Origin of the sequence: Candidatus Spongiihabitans sp. (assembly GCF_965237845.1) — a bacterium.
In the GTDB taxonomy this organism is placed as follows: Bacteria; Pseudomonadota; Gammaproteobacteria; order Arenicellales; family Poriferihabitantaceae; genus Spongiihabitans.
Map to the genome: position 1 here is coordinate 718,363 of NZ_OZ250154.1, position 19,973 is coordinate 738,335.

General features: G+C 47.2%; 22 protein-coding genes and 1 pseudogene. 16 read left to right on the plus strand and 7 right to left on the minus strand.

Annotated elements, in window-relative coordinates; translation table 11 throughout:
• Window positions 1–10 precede the first annotated feature (10 nt).
• The 12 genes from secF to ACPXXB_RS03600 all read left to right on the plus strand — a co-directional run bounded on the left by secF (window position 11) and on the right by ACPXXB_RS03600 (window position 9,618).
• Window positions 11–1,024, plus strand: a complete 1,014-nt coding sequence (gene secF / locus ACPXXB_RS03545) for a protein translocase subunit SecF (protein WP_423909411.1) — start codon at window positions 11–13, stop codon at window positions 1,022–1,024.
• 15 nt (window positions 1,025–1,039) lie between these two features.
• The gene (gene nrdR, locus ACPXXB_RS03550) at window positions 1,040–1,552 is read left to right on the plus strand and encodes a transcriptional regulator NrdR (protein ID WP_423909413.1); all 513 of its coding nucleotides are present in this window, start codon (window positions 1,040–1,042) and stop codon (window positions 1,550–1,552) included.
• A 32-nt stretch (window positions 1,553–1,584) separates the two neighbouring features.
• Window positions 1,585–2,769 carry a bifunctional diaminohydroxyphosphoribosylaminopyrimidine deaminase/5-amino-6-(5-phosphoribosylamino)uracil reductase RibD gene (gene ribD / locus ACPXXB_RS03555; RefSeq protein WP_423909416.1) on the plus strand — a complete coding sequence of 395 codons (1,185 nt, stop codon included), beginning with the start codon at window positions 1,585–1,587 and terminating at the stop codon, window positions 2,767–2,769.
• Window positions 2,770–2,778: 9 nt separating this feature from the next.
• Window positions 2,779–3,408 (plus strand): riboflavin synthase, encoded by a 630-nt coding sequence (locus ACPXXB_RS03560; protein ID WP_423909419.1) that lies wholly within the window; start codon window positions 2,779–2,781, stop codon window positions 3,406–3,408.
• 90 nt (window positions 3,409–3,498) lie between these two features.
• Window positions 3,499–4,662 (plus strand): 3,4-dihydroxy-2-butanone-4-phosphate synthase, encoded by a 1,164-nt coding sequence (gene ribB, locus ACPXXB_RS03565; RefSeq protein WP_423910927.1) that lies wholly within the window; start codon window positions 3,499–3,501, stop codon window positions 4,660–4,662.
• Window positions 4,643–5,134, plus strand: a complete 492-nt coding sequence (ribH, locus tag ACPXXB_RS03570; RefSeq protein WP_423909422.1) for a 6,7-dimethyl-8-ribityllumazine synthase — start codon at window positions 4,643–4,645, stop codon at window positions 5,132–5,134. Before ribB ends, ribH begins: the two co-directional genes overlap by 20 nt.
• Window positions 5,135–5,168: 34 nt before the next feature.
• The gene (gene nusB / locus ACPXXB_RS03575) at window positions 5,169–5,585 is read left to right on the plus strand and encodes a transcription antitermination factor NusB (RefSeq protein WP_423909425.1); all 417 of its coding nucleotides are present in this window, start codon (window positions 5,169–5,171) and stop codon (window positions 5,583–5,585) included.
• Window positions 5,578–6,084, plus strand: a complete 507-nt coding sequence (locus tag ACPXXB_RS03580) for a phosphatidylglycerophosphatase A family protein (protein WP_423909427.1) — start codon at window positions 5,578–5,580, stop codon at window positions 6,082–6,084. Before nusB ends, ACPXXB_RS03580 begins: the two co-directional genes overlap by 8 nt.
• 162 nt (window positions 6,085–6,246) lie before the next feature.
• The gene (locus ACPXXB_RS03585) at window positions 6,247–6,846 is read left to right on the plus strand and encodes an HNH endonuclease (protein ID WP_423909430.1); all 600 of its coding nucleotides are present in this window, start codon (window positions 6,247–6,249) and stop codon (window positions 6,844–6,846) included.
• Between the two features lie 60 nt (window positions 6,847–6,906).
• The gene (locus ACPXXB_RS03590) at window positions 6,907–7,899 is read left to right on the plus strand and encodes an oxidoreductase (RefSeq protein ID WP_423909433.1); all 993 of its coding nucleotides are present in this window, start codon (window positions 6,907–6,909) and stop codon (window positions 7,897–7,899) included.
• A gap of 2 nt (window positions 7,900–7,901) precedes the next feature.
• Entirely contained in the window at window positions 7,902–9,209 is a 1,308-nt protein-coding gene (locus tag ACPXXB_RS03595) for a M24 family metallopeptidase (RefSeq protein WP_423909436.1), read from the plus strand.
• Between the two features lie 163 nt (window positions 9,210–9,372).
• A complete protein-coding gene (locus tag ACPXXB_RS03600) occupies window positions 9,373–9,618 on the plus strand; it encodes a hypothetical protein (protein WP_423909439.1) in 246 nt (81 codons plus the stop codon).
• Here the strand turns inward: ACPXXB_RS03600 and ACPXXB_RS03605 are convergent.
• From ACPXXB_RS03605 to ACPXXB_RS03635, 7 genes and pseudogenes are all read right to left on the minus strand, one after another.
• Window positions 9,615–10,310 carry a TVP38/TMEM64 family protein gene (locus ACPXXB_RS03605; protein ID WP_423909441.1) on the minus strand — a complete coding sequence of 232 codons (696 nt, stop codon included), beginning with the start codon at window positions 10,308–10,310 and terminating at the stop codon, window positions 9,615–9,617. The genes ACPXXB_RS03600 and ACPXXB_RS03605 overlap by 4 nt on opposite strands.
• A 228-nt stretch (window positions 10,311–10,538) precedes the next feature.
• Window positions 10,539–11,786: pseudogene (gene icd / locus ACPXXB_RS03610) on the minus strand (isocitrate dehydrogenase (NADP(+))); the annotation flags it as partial.
• An 87-nt stretch (window positions 11,787–11,873) separates the two neighbouring features.
• Window positions 11,874–12,401 carry a hypothetical protein gene (locus ACPXXB_RS03615; RefSeq protein ID WP_423909444.1) on the minus strand — a complete coding sequence of 176 codons (528 nt, stop codon included), beginning with the start codon at window positions 12,399–12,401 and terminating at the stop codon, window positions 11,874–11,876.
• A gap of 26 nt (window positions 12,402–12,427) precedes the next feature.
• Entirely contained in the window at window positions 12,428–13,195 is a 768-nt protein-coding gene (locus ACPXXB_RS03620) for a type II restriction enzyme (protein WP_423909446.1), read from the minus strand.
• An 11-nt stretch (window positions 13,196–13,206) separates the two neighbouring features.
• A complete protein-coding gene (locus ACPXXB_RS03625) occupies window positions 13,207–14,070 on the minus strand; it encodes a DNA-methyltransferase (protein ID WP_423909449.1) in 864 nt (287 codons plus the stop codon).
• A 108-nt stretch (window positions 14,071–14,178) separates the two neighbouring features.
• Window positions 14,179–14,697, minus strand: a complete 519-nt coding sequence (locus ACPXXB_RS03630) for a DUF6314 family protein (protein WP_423909452.1) — start codon at window positions 14,695–14,697, stop codon at window positions 14,179–14,181.
• A 27-nt stretch (window positions 14,698–14,724) separates the two neighbouring features.
• Window positions 14,725–15,975 (minus strand): aminotransferase class V-fold PLP-dependent enzyme, encoded by a 1,251-nt coding sequence (locus tag ACPXXB_RS03635; protein WP_423909455.1) that lies wholly within the window; start codon window positions 15,973–15,975, stop codon window positions 14,725–14,727.
• A 90-nt stretch (window positions 15,976–16,065) separates the two neighbouring features.
• On the opposite strand from ACPXXB_RS03635, the gene erpA reads away from it, so the two are divergent.
• The 4 genes from erpA to dnaK all read left to right on the plus strand — a co-directional run bounded on the left by erpA (window position 16,066) and on the right by dnaK (window position 19,882).
• Window positions 16,066–16,425: an iron-sulfur cluster insertion protein ErpA gene (gene erpA, locus ACPXXB_RS03640; RefSeq protein ID WP_423909458.1), complete on the plus strand. Its 360-nt coding sequence runs from the start codon at window positions 16,066–16,068 to the stop codon at window positions 16,423–16,425.
• 8 nt (window positions 16,426–16,433) lie between these two features.
• Complete coding sequence (locus ACPXXB_RS03645) at window positions 16,434–16,916, plus strand: hypothetical protein (RefSeq protein ID WP_423909461.1); 483 nt, start codon at window positions 16,434–16,436, stop codon at window positions 16,914–16,916.
• A 206-nt stretch (window positions 16,917–17,122) separates the two neighbouring features.
• A complete protein-coding gene (gene grpE, locus ACPXXB_RS03650) occupies window positions 17,123–17,863 on the plus strand; it encodes a nucleotide exchange factor GrpE (RefSeq protein ID WP_423909463.1) in 741 nt (246 codons plus the stop codon).
• A gap of 81 nt (window positions 17,864–17,944) precedes the next feature.
• Window positions 17,945–19,882, plus strand: a complete 1,938-nt coding sequence (gene dnaK, locus ACPXXB_RS03655) for a molecular chaperone DnaK (protein ID WP_423909466.1) — start codon at window positions 17,945–17,947, stop codon at window positions 19,880–19,882.
• Window positions 19,883–19,973 lie beyond the last annotated feature (91 nt).

Genomic DNA, 19,973 nt, shown 5'->3' on the forward strand with positions numbered 1-19,973 from the left:
TTAATTGGCTATGGAAATACTAAAAAAACAAACTCGCTTTGATTTTCTGGGCAAGCGAAAAATCGCGCTGGTTATTTCCAGCGTATTAATGCTGGTAAGTATTGCCAGTCTTTTTACCAAAGGATTAAATCTGGGCATCGACTTTACCGGCGGAACGCTTGTGGAAGTGGGTTATCAGAACGCCGTACAAATCGAATCAGTTAGAGCAGCATTACAGGATAACGGGTTTGATGATGCTGTGGTGCAGCATTTCGGCACCCCGAGAGATGTCATGGTGCGCTTGCCGGGCACGTTTTCCAGAGAAAGTGTTAACGCCGCGGAAATAAGCAGTAGTGTAATGGAGGCGTTACGATTGCCATTCGGTGAATTGTTGGTTGAGTCGTCTAATTCCGCGCAGCAGCAATGTGTTTTAAATGAAACGACGGTCGATTGTCAGGTGCAGATGCGGCGGGTGGAATTCGTCGGCCCGCAAGTGGGAGATGAACTGGCAAACGAGGGTGGATTGGCAATGTTATACGCCCTGCTTGGCATCCTGATTTACGTTACCTTTCGATTTGAATGGCGGTTCGCCGTTGGCTCGGTTATCGCACTGGTACATGATGTGGCAATTACCGTTGGGACTTTTTCCCTGTTTCAATTGGATTTTTCGCTGCCGGTGCTGGCTGCTGTATTGGCGGTAATCGGTTATTCCCTGAACGACACCATCGTGGTGTATGACCGCATCCGCGAAAACTTCCGCAAAATGCGTAAAAGCGATATCGTGGAAACCATGAATGTTGCCATCAATCAAACGCTTCCGCGGACAATCCTGACTTCGTTGACGACGTTACTGGTTGTGGTTACGTTATTGCTATTGGGTGGCGAGGTGATTCGCGGGTTTTCCTTGGCATTGTTTATCGGCGTTATCATTGGTACCTACTCATCAATTTTTGTAGCCAGCCCAGCGGTGATGATGCTTGGCATAAGCCGTGAAGACATGATGCCGGTACAAAAAGAAGGTGAAAACATTGACGCTCAACCCTAACCGTTTCAGCATCATATGCGCTGCCCATTTTGCTCAAATGACGACACTCGAGTAGTCGATTCGAGATTGGGGGATAGCGGTGAAAATGTTCGCCGTCGACGGCAATGTCAGGAATGTTCACAAAGGTTCACCACCTTCGAGCATGTGGTTTTTGAAATGCCCCGAGTAATAAAATCTGACGGTCGGCGGGAAAAATTCGATGAGGCAAAGCTGCGTAGAGGTATTGCCCGCGCGCTTGAAAAAAGACCGATTGAGATGGAATCTGTCAAAGGCGCGATAAATCGCATCATGCGTCAATTTACCCGCAAAGGTGACCAGGAAATTAACGCCAAACAAATCGGCGAGGCGGTCATGGATGCGCTCAGGCAGTTGGACGAAGTTGCTTATGTACGATTCGCATCGGTTTACCGCAGTTTCCAGGACCCTGAAGCTTTTAGCGATGAAGTAGAAAAATTAAGAGAGTCAGATCCCGGTCGGGAAAGTAAATTCCAGTTGTCGCTGTTGCCGAATAAGGATAGTAAGCGATGAGTTTGTTTTCAGGGCTTCAGGAGAGCAAGAAATTGAAACTTGGGCAATCGGAGCGGACAACGGAGTTTGATGCGGCCGATCAAACAGGCGACAGCATTAGCGACAACATTAAATTAGGCCCCGGTGAGGACGAGGGTTATATGGCCAGAGCGCTGCAACTCGCGCGAAAGGGGGCTGCTACTTGCCACCCCAATCCGGCGGTTGGCTGCGTAATCGTTAACCATGGGGAAACTGTTGGTGAAGGATGGCATGATTTCGCCGGACAGGCCCATGCAGAAATCAATGCGTTGAAACAGGCGGGGAAGGCTTCAGCCGGAGCGACTATGTATGTCACCCTGGAACCTTGCAGCCATCACGGCAAGACGCCGCCTTGTGTCAAGTCAATTATCAAATCCCGAATCAGTCGAATAGTAATCGCTGTCGAAGATCCAAACCCGTTAGTGAATCGCTCTGGAATTTCTGAATTGCAAGGTGCTGGAATCGACGTAACCCTGGGCGTTGGACAGGCTCAGGCAAAAACCATTAACCGGGGATTTCTAAAACGCATCACCACCGGCATCCCTTGGGTGACGCTTAAGATCGCAACCAGCATGGATGGAAAAACTGCCATGGCGGATGGTGAAAGCCAATGGATTACATCCCCACCAGCACGTCAAGATGCACAGAAGTTGAGAGCGGCGGCTTCAGGCATACTGACCGGAATCGGCAGCGTGCTGCGAGATGATCCGAATATGAATGCTCGTCTCGATGGCGTCCAAAGACAACCACTACGCATCATTCTCGATACCAATTTAAGCACCCCGGTTGATGCAAGAATTCTGGGCCGCCAAGATGGCGTAATGGGCGATGTATTGATCGTTACCGCAAATTCTGAAGACAGCGCAGCGGAAATTTTTCAGAATGATTCTGTTGAAATCATCAATTGCCGCACCTCAGGCGGCAAAATAGATTTGAACGAAGTGATGCTTGAACTGGGACGACGAGAAATGAACACGATCTTGCTTGAAGCGGGCGCAAGACTCAGTGGCAGCATGCTCGAACAAGGTTTGGTGGATGAAATCGTTGTTTATATGGCCCCTGATTTGTTGGGCAGCGATGCCATGGATATGTTCACAATCCCAGGGCTTGAACAACTTGCCGACAAACTATCGCTGGAATACAAAGATGTCACCCGGGTCGGTCGTGACCTTCGATTGACGCTATCGGTAGCTAAATAGCGCCAGGCCATGTTTACTGGCATTATACAGAGCGTCGGTTCGGTTACCGCAATTTCATCCGCTTCGAATGGGGCGCGGTTGTCAATTAATCTCAAACAACTGGATTTAGAACGGATTTGCCTTGGTGACAGTATCGCGGTAAACGGGGCTTGTCTTACGATTAACAGACTCGAACAAAATATTGTTCATTTTGATGTGTCCAGCGAAACATTGGCAACATGTTTGATGGGAGACTGGCAGGCCGGTGACCGGATAAATCTGGAACTTGCCTTAACGCTGCAAACGCCTATCGGTGGGCACCTGCTATCGGGCCATATCGACGGTACGGCAAAATTGGTTAACCGACAAGATGGGTCGGGATTTGCTGTCATGCGGTTTGAAACGGAGCGTGCCATTGGGAAATTTATCGCGGTCAAAGGATCGGTAGCCATTGATGGCGTCAGTTTGACCACCAATAAAGTGGCGGATAGCAACCATCGGACGCAGTTCGAAATCATGTTGGTTGCCCACACCCTTGAGCGAACAACGCTGGGAAAGCTCGAAAAAAATTCGCGGGTTCATGTTGAAGTGGATCAAGTTGCCCGGTACATTCAAAGGCTAAGCGAATGTGCAGAAAATCAAGATGTTGAACCCATATAATTCAAAAGCAAACAGGTAATTCAAAAGCAAACAGGTAATTCAAAAGCAAACAGGTAATTCAAAAGCAAACAGTCAATGGATAAAACAGCCATAACCGCGAATAAAATCGAACAGGTCCTTGAAGATTACCGACAGGGTAAGATGGTCATTATGGTCGATGATGAAGACCGGGAGAACGAAGGCGATTTACTGGTTGCGGCAGCGTGTATTACTGATGACCATATCAATTTCATGGCCTCCAAAGGGCGCGGTCTGATCTGCCTGGCGCTAACCGAGGAACGCTGCAATCAGCTTGACTTGCCCTTAATGGTTAGTCGAAATAGTGCGCGTTTTTCAACAAATTTTACCGTTTCGATTGAAGCCGCAGTCGGCGTTACCACGGGAATTTCTGCTCAGGACAGAGCGATTACAATTCAAGCAGCAGTCAACCCGGATGCGCAACCCAATGATCTGGTGACACCAGGACATATTTTTCCTATCAAAGCCCAAGCGGGTGGCGTATTAACTCGCGCAGGCCATACCGAGGCAAGCGTCGATATGGCGCGATTAAGCGGATTCGAGCCAGCAAGCGTCATTTGTGAAATTTTGAAGGACGATGGCAGCATGGCGCGGTTGCCGGATCTGGTTGAGTACCGAAAAGAACACAATTTAAAAATGGGCACTATTGCTGATTTAATCAGTTACCGATTGAAAAATGACCCTACCTTGAAAAAGGTCTCAACAGAGAGTTTGCAGCTAAAGCAGGGCGGGTTTCAGTCTTATGTTTATCACGATGTGGTGGAAGGCGGCACCCATCTGGCGTTGGTAAAAGGGGAGATTCATCCAGGTGGTGTCGTTCCGGTGCGGGTTCATGTGCATCGCGGATTACTCGACGCCGTACTAGATCCAACGCCAGGGAGCTGGACCTTGGAAAATGCACTGCGGGCAATTTCCGCTCAACCATCCGGTGTTGCGGTTATATTGTCTTATAACTCGTCCGTTGACGAGTTGGTCAGTCGTATCAAGCTAAATAACGACACCAAAAGAAGACATCCAAGAAAAGAAACAACGCCCCATGATGATCCCGGTAATTTGAGAATGTTAGGCGCCGGCGGGCAAATTTTGGCCAGTCTTGGTTTGACAAAAATTCTGGCCTTAGGACTACGAAAGAAAGCCCATGGATTATCTGGGTTTGGATTGGAAATCATCGATTATATTGAAAGTCCGCAACAACTGTTGCAGTGGAATAAAGATAATGAACGCCATGCAAATTAAGGCCATGAAAAATAATCAAGCCGACGGTGAGCTTAAAAATTGTTCTGGCCGATACGCTTTGGTGGCCGGTCGATTTAATCGCGCCATAACCGATCAGTTGGTGCAAGGCGCCACAGAAGCATTGACCGGCTACGGCATTGACATCGCTGAGATTGATTGCAAGTGGGTGCCCGGGGCGTTTGAAATACCGATGGCGGCAAAAAAGCTGGTTGAAACCAGACGCTATATGGCGGTGATTGCCTTAGGGGCGGTTATTCGCGGGGCCACCGCTCACTTCGACTTTGTTGCCGGCGAGTGCGCCAGAGGCATTGCCCAATTGAATCTGCAAAGCGACATTCCCATCATTTTCGGGGTGTTGACCACGGACACCCTTGAGCAGGCGGTTGAGCGGGCGGATGCCAAGGCCGGCAACCAAGGCGCCGACTACGCATTGGCGGCGTTGGAAATGGTGAGCTTGCTGAAACAGTTATGAGTGTTTCCAGCGTAAAACCTTACCCGATAGCATAATGGCGCGCAGCGGGCGACATCTCGCCAGGCGGTGTGCGGTGCAGGCGCTCTACCAGTGGAATGTGACCGGGCAATCTCCTTCTGAGATTGAAAGCAGTTTTATAAAAAATGAAAACCTGTCGGGGCGGCATCTGGATTATTTTTTAGCATTAATAAAAAATATACCGTTAAATATGGAAGTGATTGATAACCTTATTACCCCTCATCTTGACCGTAAACTGGATAAAGTTGATTTGATCGATCATGCTATTTTAAGAGTCGGGACTTATGAGTTAAAGTTTCAACCGGACGTGCCGGCTCGAGTGGTGCTCGACGAAGCCATTGATATTGCAAAAGTATTTGCCTCTGAACATAGCTATAAATACGTCAATGGCGTGCTCGATAAAATCGCTCGTGAGGTAAGAGGAGATGTATAGAATTACCCGCCAGCATCTATTTCAGTCTCCACTCCATTTTCTGGCATTCGGGTTTGGATCTGGGTTGTCACCCAAAGCTCCAGGCACAATGGGGACATTAGCAGCAGTTCCGCTGGTTTGGATAATGTCGCAATTTCCAAACCTGATTTACACATCCATCACTTTGTTCTGCGTATTGGCCGGCTCAGCAATTTGCAACGCTGCATCAAGAACGTTAAATGATCATTCTGGACGTAATCATTGTGTGCATGATCACCCGGCAATAGTATGGGACGAAATTGTCGGCATGATGCTGACCATGATATTTATCCCGGTTACATGGCTAACGTTGCTAATCGGATTTTTGTTGTTTCGGTTTTTTGATATTGTAAAACCATGGCCGATTCGTTATTTTGATCAGCATGTCCACGGCGGCATTGGCATCATGCTGGACGATATTATCGCCGCGATATTCGCTAATATTGCACTCAGAATTTTATTGCCTTACTTACCGCTTTAAACCGACATGCGCGACCGCTCCGGCGCAACTTGTCGACGGCAGCCTGTTAAGAGCGCCGATTAAGCGCCGCCTGCTGGTCACCGCGGTTTTATGGTAGATTATTGCCATTAAATATTTGGAGACTCGCAGGGCGCGATGCTTCGTGCCTTAACATTATAATAGATGCTGGACATCACCCAACCTATACTCAGAACCGATGTGTCGGGAATGCCTCTGGAATGGATTCATTTCAGGCATGCCGTAACCTTGATTACCTTGGATCAGGTGGCTTATACCTGTGGCGAATTCGTGATGACGGTAAGAGGCGGCATAAACCGTCTTACCCAATGCCAAAGCAAACTTGAGGTTAATTCAATTCTAGCGACTTGTGGCGCCAGTCAGGCTTTTAGTAAGGACTGTAGCAATGGACGCGACAGATATACGCCACCGCTGCATAATATACCGCTTTTTCAACGAGATGCGTGTATTTGTTTATATTGTGGTGAGCAATTTAAGCCGGTGGCATTGTCCCGAGATCACGTCACGCCATTCTCCCAGGGCGGGCAGGATAGTTGGAATAATGTGGTGACTGCTTGCGTTCGATGCAATAATTTCAAGGCCGGCAGAACGCCGGAACAGGCGGGCATGAAATTAATTGCGGTGCCATTCACGCCCACCCACGCAGAATATGTTTATTTGCAAGGCCGGAGAATTCTTGCTGATCAAATGGAATTTTTGAAATCCCATTTTCCCAGGACCAGTCCGCTGCATCAGCGAATTTGACTCCCCTCAATAAAATACCAGCATTAACACTAACACTTAACATAGTGTTTGGAACTAGACATGTCATCATTTCGGGCTTTTAGAATTCATCAAGTTGAAAAAAATATAGTTGCAAAATTCGAGGATATGACGGTCGATGGACTGACCGAGGGCGAGGTTGTTATCAGCGTTAAGTGGTCCGGGATAAACTTCAAGGACGTGTTGGCGGCCACCGGCAGCGGAAAGATTTTACGCCAATATCCGCTGAACGGCGGTATTGATCTTTCCGGTGTGGTAATGAGCTCAACCGATGATCGATTTAAGCAAGGCGATGAGGTTTTGGTAGCCGGATGCGGGTTGTCTGAAACCGCTGATGGCGGATACGCTGAAGTCGCCAGAGTCAAAGGCGACTGTGTTGTTGTCTTGCCGGAAGGATTAAGTTTGAAGGAATCAATGGCCTTGGGCACTGCGGGGTTTACCGCGGCCATGGCCGTAGCGCGCATGGAAACCAATGGCCAAACGCCAGATGATGGCCCAATAGTCGTCACCGGCGCAAGCGGCGGCGTTGGCAGCATTGCCATAGATATTCTTGCTTCAAATGGTTATCAGGTGACTGCTTTCACAGGAAAAAAGGACCAACACGATTACTTAAAACAACTGGGCGCCAGTGAGTTCATCGATAGACATACCATCGAAATGGGCACCCGGCCGCTTGAATCGGCAATCTGGGGCGGCGCCGTGGATAACGCTGGCGGAGAAACGCTGGCCTGGCTTACCCGAACTGTGAAACCCTGGGGAAATATCGCCAGCATTGGCTTGGTGGATGATTACAAACTCAACACCACAGTGATGCCTTTTATCTTGCGCGGCGTCTCCCTGCTGGGCATCAATTCCATTGAAATGCCCAATCATATTCGCAACCAAATATGGAGCAGCCTAGGCGCCGAATTAAAACCTGGACATCTGGATAACATCGTCACCAACGAAATCGCGTTCGAAGATTTAGCCAGTGCATTTGACAATTATCTAAATGGCAGTAATTGGGGGCGAACCCTGGTAAAAATTCAGGACTAATTATGAATAGGTCAGATAGCGCGCTAAAACGCAGTTTTCACAGAAAGCCGGACAATACGCCAAACGATAATGATCGCATTGAGATTGGTCCGAGCCAGTTAGCCTTTGATGAATGGGCGGCGCTGGATTTGCCGCCGCCGGACCTGGTGGCGTTGCGTCAGTATCGCCTTGAACGGGTCAAACAGCAGTTGCGCCAACGCGACTACGCTGGCATCTTGTTGTTCGACCCGCTTAATATTCGCTATGCCACCGACAGTGCCAATATGCAGATTTGGATTATGCATAACCAGGCCAGAGGTTGTTTTATCGCCACAGACGGTCCGGTGGTGATGTTTGATTTTCATAATTGCGAACACCTGAATCAGCATCTGCCGTTGATTGATGAGGTGCGCAAGATGACCAGTTTTTTCTATTTTCTGGGTGGCGCAAGGAGTGCCGAATTCGCGGCAAAATTTACCGCGGAAATTGATCAACTCTTGCGCCAGCATGGCGCCGGCAACCGCCGCCTAGCGGTGGACAAACTGGAAATAGTCGGGGTTCGAGCCCTGGACCGCGCGGGTATCGAGATCATGGACGGGATGGAGTTGATGGAAACCGCGCGGGAAATAAAAAACCACAATGAAATTCGCGCCATGAAATGCGCGGTCGCCGCTTGCGAGGCGACGCTGGTTGAATTTGAACATGCAATGCAACCCGGCATCAGCGAAAATGAACTCTGGGCTTACTTGCATTTTGGCAATATCAAACGTGGCGGAGACTGGATTGAAACCCGGATTTTGTCATCGGGACCAAGAACAAACCCGTGGATGTCTGAGTGCGGCCCGAGAATTATTCAGGATGGAGATATGGTTGCGCTTGATACCGATTTGATTGGGGTTTACGGCTATTGCGTGGATATGTCACGTACCTGGGTTGTCGGCGACGTGAAAGCGACTGCACAACAGAAACAACTTTTCCAGGTTGCCCATGAACATATCATGGAAGATATGGCGTTGCTTAAACCGGGATTGACCTTTAAAGAGTTAACCTTTGGCGGCAATCAACTCGATCAGAAGTATCGTCGGCAGCAGTATGGGGTGAAATATCACGGCGTGGGATTGTGCGATGAATATCCGGCAATCATGTACCCGGAAAATTGGGAGTCCAGTGGCTATGATGGCGTGTTGCAGCCTGGAATGTGTTTATGTGTGGAAGCCTATATAGGCGAGGTTGGCGGAAAAGAAGGGGTCAAACTTGAGGAGCAGGTTTTGATTACCGAAACCGGTTACGAATTGCTGACGCTTTTTCCGCACGACCAAAGGCTGGTTTAATAATTGAAAAGATGATGATACACCCTCTTCATTTTGATTTTTTTGGATAGAGTGCAAATGATAGTTTGTTTGGGATTGTTGTTTAGTTTATGCTCGTGCCCTATCTAAGAGATTTCATGAAAAAGGGTATATTTTCAACTCGGTTCGCTTCCGCGCACTATCCATGTTACTTAGTTTCGATGCCAACTATGAAATTTTTCTAGCAGACTTAGTACCCACTGGGGAGCATGGCTTTTCTTCCAGTTACCCGCCGCATATTTATTTGCTTCCATCCATGTCGGATAAACGTGAAGGTGCCGAGGATTTTATTCATACCCAATCCATGACGCATAGCGAGTACGAATTCTGCAATTGGATCGCCGGTACCGATTACGATAAGGTTGGCATCATATTTTTGCCCCATATTTAACTGGCCCTGTTTTTAATTGCCTTGTTTTTAATGAGTGTCAGGACATATTTCGCCAGGTACGGAAATATCGCCAGCAACACAAAAGAGGCGATTAGCCCTGGCGACAAAAGTCCTTTGAGCGAGTCAATCTTGGCAAGTTGGGTTCCGGCATTAACAAACACCATGCTACCTGGCGCCATGCCAAGCAATGAGGCAAAAAAATAAGTGACTGTTTTTATTGAGGTCAATCCCATCAAAAGATTGATTGCAAAAAATGGAATCACCGGCACCAGGCGCATGGAGAATAAATATAACGCGCCTTCGGCACGAAAGTTTTCACGAATCTTTGCCACACGCTGGCCCATTTTCGCTTGCACCCAATCATCGAACAGATATCGTGCGACTAAAAAAGCAATGGTTGCGCCAATGGTTGCGGACACTAAGGCGATGATCGACCCCCAGATAAAACCGAATATTGCGCCACTGCAAAGGGTCAGCACCAAGGCTCCAGGTATGGATGCTGCGGTGACTGCGATATAAATTGATGAGAATATCAATCCAGTTAATAACGGTTTTTCTTCTCTAAACGCAATCAATTGTCCTAATCGCGATTTTATATATTCCAGATTCAGATACTTTTCCGGCCCAATATAAATCAACAGACCGACAACAAGTAATATCGCAATGACAACGGCTATTTTTCCTTTCGACATGAGATGTTGTTGTAGCTTGCTATTGTTCCAATCTGGAAATCATGGCCATGGTATAAATTACCGTAGCAGTGCTTCTTGCGGACACCCTGATTTTGAAAAGTTTATAAAACCCGGGTTGTTCTCAAACGCGTTGATGATGATCCCGAATCAATGTTGCTGGCGGCGAATAATCAATAAAGTTGCGTTTGTCATACCAGTCAGTTGCCGCGAGAATCACTACTAAAATTACCCGTTGATTTTTCCAATCAACGCATCAGCGAAAGCGCTGGTCGATAACGTGGTCGCGCCCTCCAGCAATCTGGCGAAGTCATAGGTCACGGTTTTGTCTGCCATAACCGAAACGAACGCATCGGTTATTAAATCAGCGGCCTGATTCCAGCCAATATATTCCAGCATCATTACTCCCGAAAACAGCAGCGACGATGGATTGACTTTATTCTGATTCGCATATTTCGGCGCGGTGCCGTGAGTAGCCTCGAAAACCGCGATGTGATCGGCCATATTGGCGCCGGGCGCGATGCCGACGCCGCCCACTTCCGCGGCCACCGCATCGGACAAGTAGTCGCCATTTAAATTCATGGTGGCAAGCACCTCAAATTCAGCCGGGCGTAATTGCAGCAGTTGAAAAATAATATCGGCGATTCGGTCTTTCACCAATATTTTACCCTCAGGCAGTGTGCCATTGTGCTCATCCCAAAGCTCTTGTTCGGTAACGATGTGGTCGCGAAATTCTTCTTTTGCGACTTCATAACCCCAGTTGCGAAACGCGCCCTCGGTGAATTTCATAATGTTGCCCTTATGCACCAGGGTTACGTCGGTTTTGTTATTGTCGATGGCATACTGGATCGCTTTTCTGACCAGGCGTTTGCTGGCGAATGGGCTGATTGGCTTGACGCCGAGTCCCGCATCCTCAAAAAACGCCGCGCCCATTTCTTCGCGCAAAAACTTCGCCAATTTTTTATTGGCATCCGAGCCACTTTCATATTCGATGCCGGCGTAAACGTCTTCAGTGTTTTCCCGGAAAATAACCACATCGATTTCCTCCGGTTTTTGCAGCGGAGAAGGCACGCCGGCGTAATATCGCACCGGTCGAACGCAAGCGTACAAATCCATTTCCTGGCGCAATGAAACATTCAAGGAACGAAAACCACCGCCAATCGGCGTAGTCAGCGGGCCTTTTATAGAAACAATCAACGCCTTTATGGCTTCCAATGTTTCTGCCGGGAAATAATCGCCCGCATAAATGCCGGCGGCTTTTTCACCCATGTATAACTCACACCAATGAACTTTGCGTTTTCCGCCATAGGCTTTTTCCACCGCCGCATCCCACACGCGCAACGATGCGGCGGTTATATCCGGCCCAATGCCATCGCCCTCCACAAATCCAAGGATAGGTTGCTTCGGCACAACGAGCGTGTCGTTCTTTATCGTGATTTTCTCGCCGCTTTCCGGCAGTTTGATATGTTGGTAGGTCATTTTGTTTTTGCGGTTACTCTGGTATTGCTCTGGGTTAGTGATTAGGCATTCTTGCTTACGATAAAATAAACCAGCTAGGACAACACCTTATATTGATTTAATTCTTTTTAGCAGCATATCCCTTCCATCGCCTGACCAATAGGTAATATCTTGTTCAATAAATAACCATTTGCATAAAAGTTGAATTTGCTCAACACTCATGGTGCCAAGGTTATTGATTTTGTTCTTGCAATCTGATGGCATCTCATACGAAATTATTTGATGCACCGCTTCAATTGATCGAATCAGGTGGCTCCATGTTTGCGAATCTAAAAGTTTTTTCTTATCCATCAAATCATCAATCAAATCTGTATGGCTTGGTGGTCTATCATATCCATTTTTATACAAAAACAAATCTTCTATCAAAATCTTGAAATCACATCCCTTATTTAAGCTTGCCGGACGTTCAAGATAAATATGTTTGCCGTTATCAAGAACTTCAACGAAATATCTATATTTCTTCCCAACGGCCTCTTTTCCCCATTCATTCAAGATAAATTTGCGGATATCGATCCGTGTATTTAAATTCGACACTGTAAGGGTTTTTACAATTCTGGAGTTTTCTTTTATTGGCATTTTACAAATCCTCAATTACCGAGTCTTTAATCGGATATTTTATAGCGTACTGAATCAACAAGCCGAATGCTGTTGTAATCAGTAATGGTATCAAACACAAACCGCCATATACAGTAATTTTCTTCTCTTTTTTCAAAGAAAATTAACTCAACAGGCTTGTTTGTGTAGCGTTGCCATTGACGAAATGGGTAATAGATTTGTCGAATAATCACATTAGCAGTGGAACAGTTCTTTGCCTCAACGAGCAAAACTTTACTTTCGCCTTCGTATCCAGCATCGACTTCTGTTTGAACACTTTTTGTCTCTATGAGATGTTTGTATTTCCCTGCACGGAATGAAAATTCTGGCGTGTATTTGCGTCCTCGTATGGTTAAAACGAGAGTGTCGTCCTGCATAAAACTACGAATTAAACTTGAAGCATAAGCATAGTCCAAATGTTGCATTTCAGAATCGCCGACTTTTGAAGTGTCGAGAGAAAATGACAATTTTGATTGATACACAACGGTCTCAGTTTTAATTTCTGGAATATCAATATAGCCTTCGCCCTCAATAATTGCATAAAATCCATTCTTGATTGGAAGAATAAAAAGATTGTTTTCTTGAAAAATTTCTGGGCGATCTTCACGGGAATCTTGCTTGCACAAAATCCGCACTTCTTTTTCGGTTGTCCGTGTGAAATTCTGGCAGGACTTTTTGATTTGTTTGTTGGTAATAACAAGCGGCGAGTTCGAAAAATTGTGCTTGTGAATCTTGTAATCCTTAAAAATCTTGCGCCAGGAATTATCGGAAGCCATAACACAAAAACCTATAGCTGTCTGAAAATTCCATCGAAATATGTCGCGGATTCTTCTCTCACAGCACTTTCAGAAATCGGCAAATTTCTCTGTTTCAACACATCACTAATCCTTTTAACCGCCATGCTTGCAAGATAATCTTTTTCAGCGTCAATCCCGACAAAATTTCTGTTGTGCCGTAAGGCGGCCACTCCGGTAGTCGCGCTTCCACAAAAAGGGTCAAGCACTATTTCATGCTCGCTTGTGCAAGATAATACAATTCTGTCTAAAAGGGCTTCGGGTTTTTGCGTGGGATGTTTGCCGTATTTTTTTTCTGCGCTCCTAGGGGTATTAATAGCCCAAACACTTCGCATCTGTTTATCCGATTTTTTTATAAAATCCCCCGCCCATTCCGATTTTTTCATCAACTCATAATTGAATTGATGTTTTGCCTTCTTTGTTTTGCGCGCCCATAGCAAGGTTTCATGGCTGGCGGCGAACATTCTGCAGGCCAGATGAGGCGCTGCGTTTGGTTTATACCAACAGATTTCATTAAGCAAATGCCACCCTTGGCTCTGCAATGCGAATCCGCAGACATATATGGAATGGTAGGTTCCTGAAACCCACAAAGAGCCGTTCTCTTTTAAGACTCTGCGGCACGCTTGAATCCAGTTATAATGAAACTCATAATTTTTTTCAAATCCATTGCTTTTATCCCATTTGCCCTTGTTCACGCTCACGCGCTTTCCAGCATGGCAACTAAAACCGTCATTTGACAGATTGTAGGGCGGGTCGGCGAAAATCAAATCGATGCTGTTATCCGGCAAGGCATTTAGCACCTCCAGAACATCCCCCTTGAACAACCTGACTCCTTTATTTTTGTAAAAAGATTTCATTTCTTAGGATTATGTATTTTCATCCAGCAAAACTCTTGTTAGTGTAAATCCGATAACCCCGAAATTATAACCTATTCATCCAGCGTCTTTTCACACTAATTATCGGTGTCATCGGTAGTGGTATCTGATACATTCATTTTTATTGGGGCCGACTATCTCCCAAACCATCCGCACCGTTTTGTCATCATGGGCAAGTGCCAGCGTGTAGCTATCTTCATTACAGATATGTGGCGTTACCGTATTCCATTGCCGCTTTCCTGTGGCTACGAGTTCAATCAATTGCACGGGATTATCCGCGCCATATCGAAGGTGTTCCAGTTGTATCGAATTTTGGTCTTCATTTAACCGCCATCGATACCGATTTGAAAACGCTAGTTCGGTCCCTGCGAAGGTAGTCCATTTTCCGGTTTCCGAAAAAGTCATGGTGTTATCATCGATCACGGTAACCACCACCTCCCCCTTGCCGCTGCCATTCCAGCCGGTTTCGACGTTGCTGGACTTGGCGGTAAAGTGAACTTCGCAGATATTTTTCAAACCGCCCCAAAGGGCGATGCCCGGAGTAATCCCTGAGGTAATCCCCGGAATAATCTCTGAGGCAATTCCTGAATCGGTGCGACCGCGCTCCACTTTCGATATTTGCCGCTTTGATATTGATTAGTGGTTTATTGCGCGCTCCAGCGCCATCAGTATTTTTTCGACTTCTTCAGTGCTGTTGTAATGCACCAAGGAAACACGTACCACACCATCATCGGCATTAATACCCAGATCGGTGAGTAATCGATGAGCATAAAAGTGTCCGCTTTCACAGCCGATTCCCATATCCTGTATTTTTGTGGAAACCGCCCGCGCGCTTTGTTTCAGAGGTTGAAAAGCGATGGTCGGCACTCTGTCATTATCCCGGGTATGGTTTTTGCCAAGCAGTCGCACTTTGTCGTTATTGCCTAGAAAATCCAGAATAGGGGCTGCCAATTCGGTTTCGTGAGCGGATATCAATGAATGCAGTTGCGTCATTTTTTGCGGCGCCATTCTTTGTGGCGCGCGGAGGGTGTCTTTAAAGTGGTGCTGATGCAGCGCGTCGAAATAGTCCAGCACCCCGGCGCAAGCGGCAACCTGGGCGTGCTGCGGCCCGGCCGGGTTGAATAATTTGCCGTCGCCGATGTTAAAGTAGTGGCATTGCGGCGTTAGATTGGAAGCAATCTCCCGATTTAAATACATTAAACCTTGATGCGGGCCATACACCTTATATAAACTAAACGCATAACCATCCACCCCTAAAGCTTTCAAGTCGCATATATGGTGCGGGGCATGAGCCACCGCATCGACGAATACTTTCGCATTGGAATTTTGCTTGACTCGCCGGGTGATTTCGCTGGCAGGATTAGAGGTGCCAACGATATTCGAGCAATGTGCGAAAAACACCCATTTGGTATTTTCATTGACCAGAGAATCGAGTTGTTGCAGATTAAGCAATCCGTTTTCAAGGTCCACTTTCCATTCACGAATTTTCGCGCCTTTTTCTTCCGCTTTTCTGCGCCACACCCCGCTGTTGGCTTCGTGGTCTTGATTGGTGACAATAATTTCGTCTGTTGCCCCCAAATCAACGCCTATCGCTTGGGCCATAACGTAGGTATTCATTGAGGTAGAGGGACCTATGGTTAATTCATTGGCTGAGATATTAAGCGCCTCTGCCCAACCCTCAATCGCCCGATCCATTGCTTCCCCGGCTTGGCTTGATGGCGCATAACGCTCGTAAGGCTGCACCCTGGTGTGGGAATTGTAGTGGTTCATCAAGGTATTGACCTGATTAGCCACATAACTACCCCCTGCGTTTGAACAAAACACAAATTCCGGGTTATCATGCAGCTGGTTGAATTGTTTTCTGACGAATTCGATGTCTAGTTTCATTAGTCTTGTTTCTGGTAAAATCCACCCCCATATACCACATATACCAGCAAGATACATTTCCCTGACATTATTTGCCGCACCTGATAATTTATGCACAAGCCTATACAAGCCGAGCCTATACAAGCCGATCTAAAAATCTCCAGCGACGCAGTGAGCAGAATCACCGAGTTACTTGCCACCAAAGACAATCCTGACTCGATGCTTCGCGTCTATATCCAGGGTGGCGGTTGTTCTGGTTTTCAGTACGGTTTTCAGTTTGACGAAAATCAGGAAGAAGATGACATCACCGTAGAACGCGACGGCATCAAAGTGCTGATAGATATGCTCAGTTTGCAGTATCTGAGTGGGGCGGAAATTGATTACAAGGATGACCTGATGGGCAGCCGATTTCTGGTAAACAATCCTAATGCCTCAACCACCTGCGGCTGTGGTTCTTCGTTTTCGATCTAGACGACTGCATGGATGCAGGAGGTAGAGCGACGCAGGATGCCAAAGCCGACGACTGCATGGATGCAGGAGGTAGAGCGACGCAGGATGCCAAAGCCGACGACTGCATGGATGCAGGAGGTAGAGCGACGCAGGATGCCAAAGCCGACGACTGCATGGATGCAGGAGGTAGAGCGACGCAGGATGCCAAAGCCGACGACTGCATGGATGCAGGAGGTAGAGCGACGCAGGATGCCAAAGCCGACGACTGCATGGATGCAGGAGGTAGAGCGACGCAGGATGCCAAAGCCGACGACTGCATGGATGCAGGAGGTAGAGCGACGCAGGATGCCAAAGCCGACGACTGCATGGATGCAGGAGGTAGAGCGACGCAGGATGCCAAAGCCGACGACTGCATGGATGCAGGAGGTAGAGCGACGCAGGATGCCAAAGCCGACGACTGCATGGATGCAGGAGGTAGAGCGACGCATCGCTACATGGACGTAGCTTATTAGAGCAATGCAGGAGCAATTGCCGAGGATGCCAAAGCCGATTGGGGTCGGTGAGAGATTCCTCCTCGCTGGGGTGTGGGGCGTGTTCGGGATACTAAAAAGTGCATTGAGGCGCTTTTTAGCCATATGCTTTTTAACGCTTGAGCTTTTGAATTTTATCCCCACATTTTCGAGATAACTTACAACTGCAATGCCCTAATTTTGTCAATATGAGTCGAAAGTCAACAAAACCCAGCGATCAACGCCATCAGGAGCCGCCTGAGAATACCCATAAGAATATCCCTGAAGATCCAAATACCCTTGAACAAGCCGCCGATGAGTTGGTTGATGAATCAACCTCGGAGAAAGTGAATGGGGATGAAAATAATGAATCATCCATTGGTGTTTATGGAGACGACTGCATGGATGCAGGAGATAGGGCGACGCAGGATGCCAAAGCCGACGATTCCAGGGAGGGTTTGATGGAAAAATTGGTCGTCGCGCACAGCCAGATCGACGAATTAAAAGATGGTTATATTCGGGCGAAAGCTGAAATGGAAAATATTCGTCGGCGCAGCCAGAATGAAATGATATCGGCGCGCAAATACGCAATTGAAGGATTTGCCCAGGAATTACTCAGTGTTGTTGATAGTCTGGATCAGGCGACTAGGGTTGAGATGGATAAGCCAAACGGAGAAGCCGCTATTAATATGAAAGAGAACATGAAACAAGGGCTGGAATTGACCCTGAAGCAGTTTGACAAAGTAATGGAAAAGTTTGGCGTTATCGCGGTGGAGGCGGAACCCGGGGTAAAGTTTAATCCCGAAGTACATCAGGCGATTAGCGTGGTTGCGAGCGATGAGGTTGAGCCTGAACATATTGTAAACGTGATGCAAAAGGGTTTTTCCTTAAAAGACAGGTTATTACGTCCAGCGATGGTTGTGATTGCTAAAAGTTCCGAAAAAGAGTGAAAAATCACTTGTTATTCAATCGTTAACCCTTATATCAAAGCCAGTTGTTTTAAGACCCAGGTTTATAGAGGACCCGAAAAAATGTCAAAAATTATAGGTATTGATCTTGGTACTACCAATTCTTGCGTTGCAGTGATGGAAGGTAGTACGCCCAAGGTTATCGAAAATAGTGAAGGTGATCGTACCACGCCCTCCATCGTCGCGTTTACTAAAGATGATGAGGTTTTAGTGGGGCAGTCAGCCAAACGTCAATCCGTTACTAACCCGGAAAACACAATCTTCGCGGTCAAGCGTTTAATCGGACGTCAGTTCGATGAGGACGTGGTGCAGCGCGATATGGACTTGATGCCTTATAAAATTATTAAAGCCAAAAATGGTGATGCCTGGGTAGAGGTTGGCGGCAAACAAATGGCTTCACCGGAGATCTCGGCGCGAATACTACAGAAGATGAAGCAGACGGCTGAGGACTATCTGGGGGAAAAAGTGATCGAAGCGGTTATCACGGTACCCGCATATTTCAATGACTCTCAGCGTCAAGCGACCAAAGATGCCGGAAAAATCGCTGGCTTGGAAGTCAAGCGCATTATCAACGAACCCACCGCAGCAGCCCTTGCTTATGGCATGGACAAAGCCAAAGGAGATCGAAAAATCGTGGTCTATGATTTAGGCGGCGGCACTTTCGATATCTCGGTTATCGAGATTGCGGAAATTGAGGGCGAGCACCAATTTGAAGTGCTTTCAACCAATGGTGACACTTTCCTCGGCGGCGAAGATTTCGATCGGCGTTTGATTGATTATTTGGCGGATGAGTTTAAGAAAGATCAGGGCATGGATCTTCGAGGCGACCCGCTGGCAATGCAACGGCTCAAGGAAGGCGCTGAAAAAGCGAAAATTGAATTGTCTTCCAGTTCTCAAACCGAGGTTAACCTGCCCTATATCACTGCGGATGCCAGTGGACCGAAGCATTTGAATATGAAATTAACCCGGGCCAAATTGGAGTCTCTGGTAGATAATTTATTGCAACGCACTTTGGTGCCTTGCAAAATCGCCTTGCAGGACGCGGGAATAAAAGCATCTGAAATCGATGATGTCATACTGGTCGGCGGTCAAACACGGATGCCCAAAGTTCATGAAGTTGTTGAAACCTTTTTCGGAAAGGAAGCACGCAGAGATGTTAACCCTGACGAAGCGGTAGCGGTGGGTGCCGCGATTCAAGGTGGCGTACTAGGCGGCGACGTCAAGGATGTATTGTTGCTGGATGTTACGCCGTTGTCATTGGGTATTGAAACTCTGGGCGGTGTTATGACCAAGTTGGTTGAAAAGAATACGACTATTCCGACCAATGCAAGCCAAGTGTTTTCGACTGCCGATGACAACCAAAATGCGGTGACCGTGCATGTTCTGCAGGGCGAGCGCGAAATGGCGAGCGGAAACAAGTCTTTGGGCCGATTCGATCTGACTGAGATTCCGCCGGCAGCGAGGGGAATTCCTAAAATCGAAGTCTCGTTTGATATCGATTCCAACGGCATTTTAAATGTATCGGCGAAAGACAAGGTCACCGGCAAAGAAAACAAAATTGTCATTAAATCGAGTTCTGGATTGTCTGACGGGGAAATTGATAAAATGGTTCGGGATGCCGAAGAGCATGCTGATGAAGACAGAAAAACCAGGGAATTGGTTGATACGCGCAATCAGGGCGAGGCCTTGATACACGGTGTCAGGAAATCTCTGGACGAACTTGGCGATAAAGTTGAGGCTGACGAAAAGCAAAGCATTGAATCCGCAATTTCAGAACTTGAAGAAGTTCTGAAAGAGGATGACCTGGAAACCATCAAGGCTAAAACCGAAGCATTAACCCAGGCATCCCACAAATTAGCGGAGCAGATGTATGCCCAGTCCCAGGCCGATCAACCCGGGTCCGGCGAGCCCAGTGAGGCTGAGTCTGATAGTTCAAGCGAAGCCGATGATGTGGTGGATGCCGAATTTGAAGAAGTAGATGATGAGGACAAAAAATCCTGAATACATTATGCATAAATGCCCATAAATAAATAAGCAAGCAAAAGCGGGGCCATGACCCCGCTTTTGCATGTCAATTATTAAACGGTGCATA

Coding starts and splice junctions, on each gene's coding strand:
- secF (WP_423909411.1), top strand. CDS start 11: ATGGAAATACTAAAAAAACAAACTCGCTTTGATTTTCTGGGCAAGCGA.
- nrdR (WP_423909413.1), top strand. CDS start 1,040: ATGCGCTGCCCATTTTGCTCAAATGACGACACTCGAGTAGTCGATTCG.
- ACPXXB_RS03560 (WP_423909419.1), top strand. CDS start 2,779: ATGTTTACTGGCATTATACAGAGCGTCGGTTCGGTTACCGCAATTTCA.
- ribH (WP_423909422.1), top strand. CDS start 4,643: ATGAACGCCATGCAAATTAAGGCCATGAAAAATAATCAAGCCGACGGT.
- nusB (WP_423909425.1), top strand. CDS start 5,169: ATGGCGCGCAGCGGGCGACATCTCGCCAGGCGGTGTGCGGTGCAGGCG.
- ACPXXB_RS03580 (WP_423909427.1), top strand. CDS start 5,578: ATGTATAGAATTACCCGCCAGCATCTATTTCAGTCTCCACTCCATTTT.
- ACPXXB_RS03585 (WP_423909430.1), top strand. CDS start 6,247: ATGCTGGACATCACCCAACCTATACTCAGAACCGATGTGTCGGGAATG.
- ACPXXB_RS03590 (WP_423909433.1), top strand. CDS start 6,907: ATGTCATCATTTCGGGCTTTTAGAATTCATCAAGTTGAAAAAAATATA.
- ACPXXB_RS03595 (WP_423909436.1), top strand. CDS start 7,902: ATGAATAGGTCAGATAGCGCGCTAAAACGCAGTTTTCACAGAAAGCCG.
- ACPXXB_RS03600 (WP_423909439.1), top strand. CDS start 9,373: ATGTTACTTAGTTTCGATGCCAACTATGAAATTTTTCTAGCAGACTTA.
- ACPXXB_RS03605 (WP_423909441.1), bottom strand. CDS start 10,310: ATGTCGAAAGGAAAAATAGCCGTTGTCATTGCGATATTACTTGTTGTC.
- ACPXXB_RS03615 (WP_423909444.1), bottom strand. CDS start 12,401: ATGCCAATAAAAGAAAACTCCAGAATTGTAAAAACCCTTACAGTGTCG.
- ACPXXB_RS03620 (WP_423909446.1), bottom strand. CDS start 13,195: ATGGCTTCCGATAATTCCTGGCGCAAGATTTTTAAGGATTACAAGATT.
- ACPXXB_RS03625 (WP_423909449.1), bottom strand. CDS start 14,070: ATGAAATCTTTTTACAAAAATAAAGGAGTCAGGTTGTTCAAGGGGGAT.
- ACPXXB_RS03635 (WP_423909455.1), bottom strand. CDS start 15,975: ATGAAACTAGACATCGAATTCGTCAGAAAACAATTCAACCAGCTGCAT.
- erpA (WP_423909458.1), top strand. CDS start 16,066: ATGCACAAGCCTATACAAGCCGAGCCTATACAAGCCGATCTAAAAATC.
- ACPXXB_RS03645 (WP_423909461.1), top strand. CDS start 16,434: ATGGATGCAGGAGGTAGAGCGACGCAGGATGCCAAAGCCGACGACTGC.
- grpE (WP_423909463.1), top strand. CDS start 17,123: ATGAGTCGAAAGTCAACAAAACCCAGCGATCAACGCCATCAGGAGCCG.
- dnaK (WP_423909466.1), top strand. CDS start 17,945: ATGTCAAAAATTATAGGTATTGATCTTGGTACTACCAATTCTTGCGTT.